The sequence below is a fragment of the Candidatus Hydrogenedentota bacterium genome (assembly GCA_035450225.1).
Taxonomy (GTDB): domain Bacteria; phylum Hydrogenedentota; class Hydrogenedentia; order Hydrogenedentales; family SLHB01; genus DSVR01.
In genome coordinates this window covers 40882-54168 of sequence record DAOTMJ010000009.1, presented here as the reverse complement: position 1 = coordinate 54168, position 13287 = coordinate 40882, and the positions used below count along the sequence as shown (strand labels likewise).

Genomic DNA, 13287 nt, shown 5'->3' with positions numbered 1-13287 from the left:
TGCAGAATGCCGCGGGCATGGTCTACCATGACGCCCTTCTTGCCGGGGTTTCCGGGAATATCGTTAAACAGCGGCAAGTTTCCCGGTATATAATGCGTGTAATGTAAAGGAGTGGAGTTTGTCTGTTCTCAGGTTTTTTTCCGCGGCGCTGATCGTTGCGGGGTTGGTTTCCTGCGGCGGCTCGCAGGCGCCCAAAACGGTTGTGCAAACACGCGAGGCGCCCGCCTCGCCGCGTCCAAGCCTGGCCGAAATGCCCGTAAAGGAACGGCTTTTCGGTCCTCAAACCCGGCAGCCGGGCATGGATCATGGCGAATCCAGGCCGGAACCGCAATTTGAATGGGCGGCGCCGGACGCGTGGAAGCCGAAGGCGGGATCGTCCATGCGTCTTGCCAATTTTTCGATTGGCGACGGCAACGAGGCCGAATGTTACGCGACATTGCTGCACGGCACGGGCGGCGGCGTCGAGGCGAACGTAAACCGCTGGCGCAGCCAAATGGGCCAACCGCCATTGACCGCCGAAGAAATCGCGGCCCTGCCCAAGGTGAACGTGCTGGGCAAAGCTTCGCCTTTCGTGGAAATAAGCGGGGCCTATACCGACATGGCCGGCGTCGAGCATGGCAACGCCCTGATGTATGCGTTGATTGTGGAATTGGACGGTGAGACGCTTTTCGTGAAAATGACGGGGCCGGAAAACCTGTTGCGCGCCGAAAAAGACCATTTCACGGCTTTCTGCCAGTCCCTGAAAAAGAAGGATTCCAGTCCATGAGGCAGGCGCTAAAGAAGACAATGGACGTGCTGGCGTCGTTTCCGCTGTCCTGCGTGTTGTTCCTGCTTCTGCTGCTGTTGACCTATCTCGGCACGCTGTACCAGGTCGAACATGGGCTTTACCAGGCCCAGCGGCGATATTTCGAGTCGCTGATCCTTGTTCACTGGGCGTTCGGACGTTTTCCGATTCCCTTGCCGGGAACCTATCTGCTCCTGATTGTCTTGGCGGTCAATTTGACCCTCGGCGGGATTGTCCGGGTGCGGATGGGCTGGTCCAAATTTGGCATTCTCATAACCCACGCCGGCATCTTGGTCATGCTGGCGGGTTCATTCGTTACCTACCGGTATTCGACGGCCGGCCACATGACCTTGTATGAAGGGGAATCGTCGAGCGAGTTCCAGTCCTCGAACGAATGGGAAATCGCGGTGGGTGAAGCGACGGGTGGACCCACGCGGGAATATCTGATCCCCGCGCGGGATTTCATGCACCTGTCGGGTACGCGGACACGGACGTTCCGTTTTCCGGATTTGCCCTTTGAATTGATCCTGCGCGGTTTTGCGCCCAATGCCCGTCCGACGCCTGAAAAAAAGCCAGGTGAAGGCGTGGACGGTTTCATGCTGATGTCGCAGGAGCGGAGCCGCGAGGAAGAGGCCAACCTACCGGGAATCGTGGCCGTGTTGCGCGAAAGCCAAGGCGGCGCCGAGCGGTCGGCCCTGCTTTGGGCCGGGGCCTTTCAGCCGTGGGTGACGCCGGCGGGCGGAAAGGCATGGGCCGTGGAACTGCGTCCACGGCGATGGACGCTGCCCTTTACGATAACGCTCGACAAGTTCACCCGCGAGTTGCATCCGCAGACCAACATGCCGAGCAAATTCATCAGTGACGTCACCAAAACCGAACAGGGCGTGGCGCAACAGGCGCGGATTACGATGAACGAGCCGCTGCGTAATTTGGGCTATACGTTGTACCAGTCGTCGTGGGGACCGTCGAATGCGCGGCCCGGCGACCGCCTGTATTCCGTTTTCGCCGTCGTGCGCAATCCGGCCGAGCAGTTCCCCTTGTATTCCTGCCTGATTATCACGATCGGAATGGCCATACACTTCATGCAAAAACTCACGGCCTATTTGAGAGCCGAACGCAGGAGATCGCGGTAAATGAAACGTCTGGACGCGATGGTGCGGCGTGTTTCAGCCGGGTTGGCCGTGTGGGCGATCCTGTCGGCGAGTTCCTTTGCGATGGCGGACGGGGAGGCGCCGTCCCCCGCCGCATCGTCGGCCCATTGGAGTCCGGAAACCGTTCGCCAGTTTGCGACGCTCGCGATACAGGACGGTGGCCGGGTCAAGCCGCTGGACACCTATGCGGGGTTCACGCTACTCAAGTTCAACGGGCGGCGTTCCTGCGCGAACCTTGCCGGCCAGCGGTTGACGCCGATACAGTGGCTTGTGGATTGCCTGTTTTATCCGGAGCAGGCCCGGCAATACAAGACGTTTCTGGTGGACAACGCCGATGTGCTCGCGGCCATCGGGATTCCCTACGAAAAACGGCGCGCGCGGTATTCCTACAACGATCTGCTTCCCGCCCGCGAGCGGTTGTTCGATCTCGCTCATTCGCACATGGCCAAGGAAACCAAGCGGCGGACGCTGCTCGAAAACCAAATCGTGAATCTCGCCCAAAACATGCTCGAATTCGACCGATTGACCCGTTTTCTCGATTTTGCGCGGGGCACGTATCCGGTCAGCGAAAATCCCGCCGTGGCGGATCTGTTTCCCGGCCAGGATGAATGCCGGTTGAGCGCCCTGTTGGCCAAAGGACCGGACTTGGCGCGGAAATTCGCCTCGTTTCATGGAAAGGAAGATGCCTCCCCGGATCAAAAGACCGCCGCCCAAGCCTTGTCGAAGTTGTATCGCGACGTGGACAAGGCCTCCACAAACGCCTCCATACTGGCCTTGTATCCTCCACCCACCCCGGAAGAACGCGAGTGGCGCACCTTGGCGAATCTGATCGGTTGCGCACTGGAAGGCAAATCGTCGTGCGCCGACGCGGTTCCCGCGATCGCGGCGTGGGAAGAACTGGTCCAGGCACGTGAAGATCGCGCCCGGTTTGCCTCGCTGGCTGCGGCGTTGCACGATCACTTGGCCGGGCTGGCCTCCGCGCGCGGAGAGTACGGCAAGATCGCCCTCGAAGTCTCCTATTACCGGTACAGTTTCTTTTATTACAGCCTGATGTTGTTTATGCTGGGTTTTATTTTCATTGCGGTTTCATGGATGGCGCCGGGCCGGCGCCCGGTAATCTGGGGCGCGACGGTCTCGCTTGCGGCGGCCACGATCCTACTGACGGCGGGCATTACGATCCGCTGCATTATTCGCGAACGGCCGCCGGTGACCACGTTATACGAGACAATTCTTTTCGTAACGATCGTGGCCGTGGCCGTTTCGTTGTTCATGGAGTGGGTCAACCGGCAACGGGTGGCGTTGGCGCTGGCCTCGGTGCTCGGCATGGTAGGCCTGTTTCTGGCCGGCAAATACGAGGCCGTGGAAGGCGCCGACACGATGCCGAGCATGGTGGCCGTGCTCGACACGAATTTCTGGCTCGCCACGCACGTGACGACGATTACCATTGGCTACGGCGCCGGCTTGCTGGCGGGGGCGCTGTCCCATGTGTATCTGCTGGGGCGCTTGGTGGGCTGGCGCCGGGACGACGCGGCGTTCTATCGCAGCCTGACGCGGATGGTGTACGGCGTTTTCTGCTTTTCGTTGTTTTTTTCGATTGTGGGCACGGTGCTGGGCGGCATCTGGGCCAACGAAAGTTGGGGCCGTTTCTGGGGATGGGATCCGAAGGAAAACGGTGCGCTAATGATTGTCCTTTGGCAATTGGCCGTGCTGCATGCGCGGCTGGGTGGCCAAATCCGCGACTATGGCGTTCATCTGGGCGCGGTGTTCGGCGGGGTGGTGGTCGCCTTTTCCTGGTTCGGTGTCAACCTGCTGGGCGTTGGGCTTCACAGTTATGGCTTTACCAGCGGCATTCACGCCACGCTGACGGCCTTCTACCTGATTGAGGCCGTGGTGCTGGCGGCCGGTTGCGCGGCATGGTGGCGCGACCGCAGACACGATCCGGACACGATCCGGCGCCCGTCCTCGACCAAGGCGGAACGACGCGCCAAGCCGTCCGCGCAGGCACGATAACGGCCGCGATCAGCCAGGACAAAACGAAGTAAAAAAGCAGTCGAACATACACAACCATCGGCGCAGGAAGTATCGCGTCTTTACCACGGAGACAAGCGAAAATGCCGGAACCAAGGAAAATATGGCTTGCGGTCCTGATGTCGTTGTACGGCCGGAACTGGATTACGCTGCTGGGTGGGGCGATGGCGTGGGCCAGCGCCATGTTGATCCTCGGCTTGCTGGGTCTGCTGGTGGTTGACTCGTCCCATGCGCCCTATATCGGAATCCTTACTTTCATGGTGCTGCCGGGCGCATTTATTGGGGGGTTGTTGTTGATACCCGTCGGGGTCTTGTGGGATCGGTTCCGGGCCAAGAAGCAAATGGAAGTGGATGCCGGCCAAGGCCCCTTTCCCGTGCTGAACCTAAACGACGTCCATACCCGGCGCGTAGCGATAGCCGTCATTGTTCTGACCGGTTTCAACCTGCTCATCCTCGCGACGGTTACGTATCACGGCGTTGTATTCATGGATTCGCCGACATTCTGCGGCGCGGTCTGCCACACGGTAATGGAGCCGGAGTATGTGTCGTACAAAGATTCGCCCCATTCGCGCGTGCATTGCGTGGATTGCCACATCGGGCCCGGCGCGCCATGGTTCGTGAAATCGAAGCTGTCCGGATTGGGACAGGTCATCGCCGTGACTCTCGACAGTTACGAACGTCCCATCCCGACGCCGGTAACTAACCTGCGGCCGTCGCGCGACACCTGTGAACAGTGCCATTGGCCCGAGCGGTTTGCCGGCGACCGGATCAAGGTTTTGACCCAATTCGGCGAAGACGAGGCGAACACGCCCACCAAGACCGTCCTGTTGATGCACATCGGCGGCGGACACGGCGGGGGCAAGGGCATTCACAGCTGGCACATCAATCCCGAAAAACGGACGATCTACACCCCGGCCGACCCCCAGCGCAAGGAAATCGCGCGCGTGCGCGTTGAAAACGCCAAGGGGGAAGTCATCGAGGAGTTTCATGCGCCCGAAGGCAAATACGACGCCGCCACGCTTGCCAAGACCGAAGAACGCGTCATGGATTGCATGGACTGCCACAGCCGGCCCACCCATATCTTCCGGATGCCGGCGCGCGCCATGGACGAGGCCTTGGAGGCCGGAAGGATCGATCCCGCGCTGCCCTTCATCAAGAAAGCCGGACTGGAGGCGCTGAGCGGCGCGAAAGGCGCAACCGGCGACGAGGAACAAATCGCCCGGAAAATCCGAGAATTCTACGAAAAAGAAAAGCCGGAGATCCTCAAGGAACAAAACCAGAAGGTCGAGGCTGCCATTGCGGAACTACAGTCCATCTACCGCCGCAACGTGTTCCCGGACATGAAAGTGACGTGGGGAACGTATACCAGCAATCTGGGCCACGAGGAGTCGCCCGGTTGTTTCCGCTGCCACAACGACGAAATGACCACGAAAGACGGGAAGGCGATAGGGCAGGACTGCACCATTTGCCACAACGTGCTGGCGTGGGACGAAACCGATCCAGAAATTCTCAAAAGTCTTGAATTGCAATAGGTTTGGCCCATCTACGATAATTCCTCTGGGAGTCGTGGATAAATTTCCGTCTTTTTTACGGATGTAATCGGGCGCAAGGCCGGTTATTTTATAGTGTGCCGCATCATACAGGGTTGTGGCCTGTACCGTGCGGTTGGCATGCAGTTGAGCAGTGGATTAGGAAAAGTAACAAACAGGAAAGGGAAGGCGCCATGAACTCCAAATGTTGGGGAGTAACGGCAAGTGTGGTACTCGTGGTAATGGCGGCATTGGTCACCGGTTGCCCGCAGAATTTCGTGCTCGAAACCGTCACGGTGACAGCCACTGTCCAGGGACAGGGCATTGTGGTTCCCACCGGCGGATTCGTCAAGGGAATCACCATCTTCGCGGTGGCCATTCCCGATGCGGGATGGACCTTCGATCATTGGGAAGGCGACTTGACCGGTTCGGCGAATCCGGCGGCGTTGTTGCTCAACGGCGACAAGGCCATCACGGCGGTTTTCATCGAACAAGCCGGTGAAGGCGAACCGTTGCCTGTTTCGGCGGATCCCGGCCTGAGTGTCGAAATCCAGAGCGTGACCATTCCGGCGGATCTCAGGGCCGAGGTCAAGTTCGTGGCGAAAGACAATAAGAACGTGGCCCTGCGCAAGAGCGATCTCGCCAGCGTCCGGTTCATGATCAATTACCTCGAGACGCCGGCCGCCGGCAGCACGGCGCGCTACATCAGCTACATTACCCGAAACGACACCACGCTGGGAACGAATCCGCCCGAGGGCGCTTCCAAAATCCAGGCCACGACCGACGGCGCGGGCAATAACGGCGTCACGGACAACGGCGACGGCACGCTGACCTACAAGTTCCAGACGGCGCTGCCGGCGTCCAAATACGCCCAGAACCTCACGCATTGCGTGGGCGGCCAAATTTCGCGGTCCTTCGGCGGCCTGACGTACTATGCGAATCCCGTCTTCAATTTCCGGCCGGACGGCCAGCCCGTCACGGCCACGCGCGACATCGTGAAGACCGAAGTGTGCAACGCCTGCCACACGCGTCTGGCGTTCCACGGCGGCGGGCGCCGCGAGATCGAATACTGCATTCTCTGCCACACCACGCAGAGCACCGACGCCGGATCGGGCAACACGCTCGACATGGCCACGATGATCCACAAGATCCACCGCGGCGAAAACCTGCCCAGCGTCGAAGGCGGCACGCCGTATCAGATTATCGGCCACGGCAACAGTGTCAACGACTACTCGGAAGTCGTCTTCCCGCAGGATATCCGCAATTGCGCGGTATGCCACAAGGACGCCTCGCAGGCCGACGTTTACCTGACCAAGCCCACGCTGGAAGGCTGCACCGGCTGCCATGACCGGACATGGTTTGGCAATCCGGCCGAAACACCCGCTGGTTACGAGAACCATCCGTTCCCGCAGGCGAACAATGCCGCGTGCGCGGGCTGCCACCCGGCGACAGGCAACAGCGATCTCGTGCCGTCCATGAATCGTGTCCATCGGACGCCCGAGCAGAAGAGCCCGGACGCCGTCGGCCTCAAGCTGGCCTTCGAGGGCGCCCCGGTGCTCAACGGCGACGGCACTGTGACGATTTCGTTTACCGTCCAGAAGGGCGATGGATCGCCGGTGACCGACCTTTCGACGCTGAGCAGCCTGTCGGGCACGCTGGCGAGTCCCACGGGCGACTATCAATCCTATGTGACCGAGACGATCCTCAACGCGGCGGGCTTGGATGCCACCAACGCGGCGACCGGCCAATACAAGTACACCTTCACCAAGAAGCCGGATCAGGGTCTGAATGCGACCTATGCCATCGGCCTCGAAGGACGCTGGTCGTATACATATGAAGGAACCACCTACCGCCAGGGTCCCGAGGCGAACCCGGTCATCTACTTCACGGTGGATCCGGGCGTGGCGCCGGTGATGCGCCGCGAGGTCGTGGACGAGGCGCAGTGTCTGGCCTGCCATAACAAGTTTGCCCTTCACGGCGGGCAGCGCGTCAGTGTCGAGTACTGCGTGCTTTGCCACAACCCGAACAAGACGGACGAGGCACGGCGTCCCGCGGAACAGATGCCTCCGGAATCCGTGAATTTCAAGGACATGATTCACAAGATTCATACGGGCGAGGAACTGTCGCAAGACCCGTACACCGTTTACGGTTTCGGCAATACGCCGCATAATTACAACCACGTTCGCTTCCCGAGCGATCGGCGGAATTGCGAGATTTGCCATCTGCCCGGCAAATACGGCTTGCCGTTGCCGGCGGGCGTGGCCCCCACGGTCATCACCCAGGGCGGCACTCTCGTCGAGACGATCTCACCGGCGACTGCGGCATGCACGTCGTGTCATGACAGCCCTGCGGCCATCGCCCATTCGATGGTAATGTCGCCTGGCGGCGTGGACACCTGTGTGTTCTGTCATGGCGTGGGCGCGGAGGCCGATATTACGGTCACGCACCAAATGGCGCCGTAATAGTTGAACATTTTTTGGTCATCGGGCGCCTTCGAGCGCCCGATGACCTTTTGTGGCCGGGGATCGCGCCGTCAAAGCGCGGATGGGCGCGCCCCCCGGTCCACACTAAGCTGAAAGGGCGGTTTTCACGGGGTTTGCGTGCAAGCGCCGGCCAAGATAAAATCCCGGACGGGATAAACGGAGTTCATGTGAGGCGAACATGCCGTTGGCCAGCACGATGAAAAGCCAGGCGCAGAAGGGATTCGCGTCCACGGCCGCGCCGGTGGCGCCGGGCCGGGCCCCGGGTTGGAGTTCACGCAAGGACGGGACCCCCTCGGCTCGGACGCTGCTCGTACATGATCAGATGTTGGGCGAACGGCTGTATCTGTACAGTCTGGCGCGATTTCTGGTGGTGGCGGGGGTCGTGGCAGGCGGCTTGTTCGCCGTGCATGTCGTGGGCGTGGAAGATTTGGATATCGCCCGGCTGATGGGCGTAGCCTTTGCCCTGTTCGTTTACAACACCGCCGTCTTTGTGATGGTGCGCCCGTACCGGGATCATGAACGGCTGGCCGCGGGGCAATACGTCCTGACCAGCATCGTCCACGGCACCATCTTGCTGGACTTCTTTTTCTTGACGATCGCGTTGTGGCTCGTGGGCGGCGCGCGCTCGCCTTTCCTTGCGTTCTATCTGTTTCATGTCATCATTGCGAGCGTGCTGTTGTCGCGCATGGCGGCCTTTGCCCATACGGCGGTTGGTTATCTGTTTCTGGCGTGTCTGGTCGTCGGCGAATGGGCGGGCTTGATACCCCTCTATTCCCCGGAGGGCGCGGTAAGCGGCGCGGGCCAGCCGCTCGACGGGCGCTATGTCCTGACCGTCTTGTGCGTGTACGGCTTGCTGTTTGCGCTGTCCGCGATATCGCTGACGAGTCTCGTCCAGATGTTGCGGGTCGGCGAGGCCAAATTGATCGCCGCCAAGCAAGAGTCGGACCGATTGTCGGCCATGCGGCGCGATTTTCTGCAAATGGTCCTGCACGACGTGAAATCGCCCGCGGTGGCCATTTCACAGCACCTGTACAATCTCGAAGCGAAACTGTCCGGACGGCTTCCCGAACAGGAAGCCCATAGCCTCGAACGATGCCAGATCCGGATGAAGGGCATGCTGGATTTCCTGCGCGATTTGCAGATGCTGGCGCTTTTGGAATCCGACTCGATTCACAAGCAGGCGCAGCCGGTGGATTTGGTTGCCTTGTTGCAGTCCGTGGCCGCCGAAAACCAGGATTTGGCGCAACTGCGCGAGCAGACGCTGACGTTGGAGCCGCTGCCGCCGTTGCCCATGGTAAACGGCATTGACCGGCTATTGCGCGAGGCGGTGTTCAACCTTATCAGCAACGCCGCAAAATACACGCCGCGCGGCGGGCGTATCGTCATTCGGGCCGGGGTGGATTCCGGCCGGGTGCGGATCGAGGTCGAGGACAACGGCGTCGGTATTTCGCAAGACGAGCAGGCGCATCTCTTCGAGGAATTCAGTTCGATTCGCCACAAGAAGGAGAGCGAGACGGATTTGGTGGCCAGCAGCGGGTTGGGCCTCTCCTTGGTGCGGCGGATCGCCGAAGTTCACGGGGGGACGGTCGGCGTTCAAAGCGAACGGAATCAGGGCAGCGTTTTTTGGATTGAATTGCCGATTGTTACATGCTAGTATTTGCGTGAAGTACGAAGTGGAGCGGGAGGTTTATCCTGTCCGGGCAGGGAGTGGAGCCATGACAGTGTGGCGGCGTATACCATTAACAGCCATTTCGGGCGCGTTGCTCCTTTTCGCGGCCGTCGGCACGATCGGACCGTCCGGGTGTGAATTGACGGGCGGCAACTATCTGGGCACCGAGGTGTGCCTGTCGTGCCACGACGGGCGCGTCGCGGGTGACAAGACCGGTTTTCGCATGAGCACGCATTACATGATTGGCTGCGAGTCGTGCCATGGGCCGGGTCTGCAACATGTGCGCAACGGCCGCCCGGGGAATCGTTACATCGAAACGCCGCCCAATACGTTCGACGGCATCAATGCCGCCTGCCTGCGTTGCCATTGGCAGGAAGCCACGGACTATGCCCAGGGCGCCCATGCGGAATCCCGGACCGTGACCTGCCTCCACTGCCACGATATCCACGCCTTCGGCGAGACGCGGCTTTCCTTCAAGAACAACCGTCTTTGCCTGGAATGCCACCGGACGGGCGGATTCGATTCCGTCGAGGCGATCGAAACCCATACCTGGCATTCGGTGGATCCGACCGGCAGCGGCACGAGCCGGTGCACCACCTGCCACATGCCCCCGATGCGCCGCAAGAGCCAATCCACCGGAACACACCGGCACACGCTGTTCCCGGTGCAGCCCATCACGTCGAACGAGGCGGCCGACGCCGGCGCACAGCCCGTGCCGCCCAATTCCTGCTCGGGCATCATCGGATGCCACGACGGCCCCAATATTTATATTCCGCATTTCAGCGTGGACGATCCGTGGGACAATTTATTCCTCCAGGCAATTTACGAATATCGCTACCCGCAAGCGGGCGGCTTGTAATCAATTGGGCATGTGGAAAGATGGCTGGTTTTTGGCAGTGGGAGCGCGACGCGTGAGATCGCAAGGACGATACGATTTCCGGTTGAAAGCAGGATGCGCGGCGGTGTTTTGCCTGTGCGCGTTGACGGCCGTTGCGCACGCCGGCGATGCCGCGCCGTCCGGGGCGGACGAAACCGCCGCGAACGCGCCGGCTCCGGATGAAAAGGAAAAGGCCGCGCCGCCGCCCGAGGACAAGGACTGGCTGCGGGGCCGCCTGACGCTGGGCGTGGATTCCGCATGGTCGGATCGCGGCGCGGATCTGCGCTTCGATCAATGGCTTGAATTCCAAGTGGATCCGCCCTCGTGCCCCAAACTGCACCTCCGTGGATCGCTGTGGCTTCTGGAAGACGCGATCGAGGAATCGGATCGTTCCAGCGCCGTGCGCGACATCAACGACGCCACCCGCGAGGATGTCCACTTTCGCCCGTTGTATCTCTATTTTCAGGCCGACGATCTGGTTGGCCGATCCACGCTTCGGCTGGGACGACAGCGCATCCTGGAAGGAGCCGCCCACAACCGCATTGACGGCGTGTATTTCAAGCAGCGTTTCGCGATATGGGACTACTATGTGTTCGGCGGCGGGCGCGCGACAATTTTCGGCGATGCATTCGAATCGTGGATCGGCGGAGGCGGATTGTCGGTGCGGCCGCTGCGCGGCACGAAACTCGCCGCCGATTTCTACTACGGCGAGGACGACCGCCGAAGCCTGCCGCAATGGACCGGCGGGCGTTTCGCGGGAGACGACCATCTGCTGGCGCTGAGCCTTTGGCAGACGATTACGCCCAACGTGACCTTCTTTGGCCGCTACGCATGGTACGACGGGAAGAGCGACGATATCCGCCTCAACCTCACGGGCTACATTCCCTGCCTCGACGTGGCGTTCGACGCGGCGTTCCGCAGCCGCCTGAGTTTTTTGGGCGATCGCGTCAGCGACCTGACGGGTTTCTACCGCGTGCTGGGCGGCCAGCCCAGGAACGACACCTATTTTCTAGCCCTGCACAAGCCCATCGGCCAGAAGATCGTCTTCTCGGTGGAAGGCGAAATCCTGAACGTCCGCGACGAAATGGGCCTCGCGCAAAGCCCGCGCGATTATGCGCGGTTCGGCGCGATCCTGGCGGCGGACGATCTTTGCCGCGGATTCGGCGGCAGCGTGAACGTGGAGCGGTGGGATGTGGACGGCGGCGAAAGCCTGTGGACAGTTGGCGGCGAGGTGACCAAGCGCTGGAAATGCGTGCAGGTGGCCTTGGGCAGCGACTACCAGCGCTACGAGGACCGCGTGATCGTATACAGCGGGCCGAACGCGCTGAATCCATACCGGTATTCGCTCACGTACGACATGCTGCCGTTTTATGGACAGGCGGTGCTGGGCGGCAACACGCTGGCCGTCGAATTGCACGAGGATATTCGGTCCGTCTACCTGCGCGGCAAATGGCGGATTTGCAAGGATCAGGATCTGTCCGCGCGGCTGACTTACGAGGAAGACGATTCGCCCGAATCGCCCTATTGGCGGGCGATCATGGAGTATGCGCTCCGGTTCTGAGGGCGCGGGAAGAGGCACGCATGGTTCGAACAATTCGAAAACCGTGGGCATTGGCGCTGGCGCTGAGCGTGCTGGCGGGGGCGTGTTTGACCTTGTCCGGTCCGCCGGCCGCGAAAAGCGACCGCGGCCTCAAGTTCCCCCACAAGAAACACGCCGACGAAGGCATGGCGTGCGCCGACTGCCACGAAATGCAGGAAGGATCGCCCGTCATTCCGCAGCACGATTTCTGTTCGACCTGCCACGATTTCGATCTGGAAAAGCCCACGCCGGAAGCTTGCGGTTTCTGTCATACGAATCCGGAGAACAAGGTGGCTCCGTTGCCCAAACGCTTGGGCGGCGATCTCAAATTCAACCACGTCCGGCACGTCGAGGCCAAGGTCGAGTGCGCATCCTGCCACGCCGATCCGGACAAGACGCCGTATCCTTCCGGAAACTTGATGACGTTCTGCATGGATTGCCACGCGAAAAAGAGCGCCGAACTGAACGACTGCAAGGTATGCCACGAGCAGTTGGACAAGAGCGTCCGCCCGACGATGCACGGCAAGGAGCGCATCGCACACGACGCGCCGCTCATCTGGAAGCGCACACACGGCGCGGAATATCGCAAGGACAGCGCATTTTGCGAGATGTGCCACGACAAGGAAGAATCGTGCGAAGCGTGCCACCGGAAAAATCCGCCGGACGATCACACGGTTTCTTGGCGGCGCAAGAGCCACGGCATGAGGGCCCAATGGGATCGCGACAAGTGCGCCGTCTGCCACGAGGAGGAGTTCTGCGTGAAATGCCACCGTTCGACCACGCCGTCAAGCCATCGGGGCGGCTGGGGCGAACCCCTGAACCGGCATTGCGCGACATGCCATTTCCCGCCGCAGGAAAGCGGTTGTCTGGTGTGCCATGAATCCGTGTCGCACGATACGGCGCCCCGGTCGCCGCACGCGACCGGCCGCTATCCCTCGAACTGCCGGATGTGCCATCCGGTCGTTCCAGGCCGCGCCCCGCACACGATCAATACGACCATGACCTGCGACGCCTGTCATTGATCGAAACCCATTGAATGTGTGCTAATTCCGTGTTTTTCCACGAAAGGCCGGGGCAAAGGGGGTTGTTTTCACCGATGCGCCGGTGGGCGCGGGTTCGATAGCATATACACGGATGGTTGTTTTGTTTTTGTTGGCGTTGTGTTCGTGAAATTGGAATCGGCCGTC

General features: G+C 60.8%; 9 protein-coding genes. All 9 read left to right on the top strand.

Annotated elements, in window-relative coordinates; all coding sequences use genetic code 11:
* Nucleotides 1–118 precede the first annotated feature (118 nt).
* Nucleotides 119–766, top strand: coding sequence for a hypothetical protein (locus P5540_07435; protein ID HRT64648.1), 648 nt, complete (start codon nucleotides 119–121; stop codon nucleotides 764–766).
* The gene (locus tag P5540_07430) at nucleotides 763–1917 is read left to right on the top strand and encodes a cytochrome c biogenesis protein ResB (GenBank protein ID HRT64647.1); all 1155 of its coding nucleotides are present in this window, start codon (nucleotides 763–765) and stop codon (nucleotides 1915–1917) included. The genes P5540_07435 and P5540_07430 overlap by 4 nt, the downstream gene beginning before the upstream one ends.
* Nucleotides 1918–3945, top strand: coding sequence for a cytochrome c biogenesis protein CcsA (gene ccsA, locus P5540_07425; GenBank protein HRT64646.1), 2028 nt, complete (start codon nucleotides 1918–1920; stop codon nucleotides 3943–3945).
* Nucleotides 3946–4046: 101 nt separating this feature from the next.
* Nucleotides 4047–5495 (top strand): NapC/NirT family cytochrome c, encoded by a 1449-nt coding sequence (locus P5540_07420; protein ID HRT64645.1) that lies wholly within the window; start codon nucleotides 4047–4049, stop codon nucleotides 5493–5495.
* 191 nt (nucleotides 5496–5686) lie between these two features.
* Nucleotides 5687–7954: an OmcA/MtrC family decaheme c-type cytochrome gene (locus P5540_07415; GenBank protein HRT64644.1), complete on the top strand. Its 2268-nt coding sequence runs from the start codon at nucleotides 5687–5689 to the stop codon at nucleotides 7952–7954.
* Nucleotides 7955–8153: 199 nt separating this feature from the next.
* On the top strand, nucleotides 8154–9629 hold the full coding sequence (locus tag P5540_07410) for a HAMP domain-containing sensor histidine kinase (protein ID HRT64643.1): 1476 nt from the start codon (nucleotides 8154–8156) through the stop codon (nucleotides 9627–9629).
* 61 nt (nucleotides 9630–9690) lie between these two features.
* On the top strand, nucleotides 9691–10503 hold the full coding sequence (locus P5540_07405) for a multiheme c-type cytochrome (GenBank protein HRT64642.1): 813 nt from the start codon (nucleotides 9691–9693) through the stop codon (nucleotides 10501–10503).
* Between the two features lie 52 nt (nucleotides 10504–10555).
* Nucleotides 10556–12082 carry a hypothetical protein gene (locus P5540_07400; protein ID HRT64641.1) on the top strand — a complete coding sequence of 509 codons (1527 nt, stop codon included), beginning with the start codon at nucleotides 10556–10558 and terminating at the stop codon, nucleotides 12080–12082.
* A 20-nt stretch (nucleotides 12083–12102) separates the two neighbouring features.
* Nucleotides 12103–13122, top strand: a complete 1020-nt coding sequence (locus P5540_07395) for a cytochrome c3 family protein (GenBank protein ID HRT64640.1) — start codon at nucleotides 12103–12105, stop codon at nucleotides 13120–13122.
* Nucleotides 13123–13287: the final 165 nt, after the last annotated feature.

Coding starts and splice junctions, on each gene's coding strand:
- P5540_07415 (HRT64644.1), top strand. CDS start 5,687: ATGAACTCCAAATGTTGGGGAGTAACGGCAAGTGTGGTACTCGTGGTA.
- P5540_07420 (HRT64645.1), top strand. CDS start 4,047: ATGCCGGAACCAAGGAAAATATGGCTTGCGGTCCTGATGTCGTTGTAC.
- P5540_07430 (HRT64647.1), top strand. CDS start 763: ATGAGGCAGGCGCTAAAGAAGACAATGGACGTGCTGGCGTCGTTTCCG.
- P5540_07410 (HRT64643.1), top strand. CDS start 8,154: ATGCCGTTGGCCAGCACGATGAAAAGCCAGGCGCAGAAGGGATTCGCG.
- P5540_07405 (HRT64642.1), top strand. CDS start 9,691: ATGACAGTGTGGCGGCGTATACCATTAACAGCCATTTCGGGCGCGTTG.
- ccsA (HRT64646.1), top strand. CDS start 1,918: ATGAAACGTCTGGACGCGATGGTGCGGCGTGTTTCAGCCGGGTTGGCC.
- P5540_07395 (HRT64640.1), top strand. CDS start 12,103: ATGGTTCGAACAATTCGAAAACCGTGGGCATTGGCGCTGGCGCTGAGC.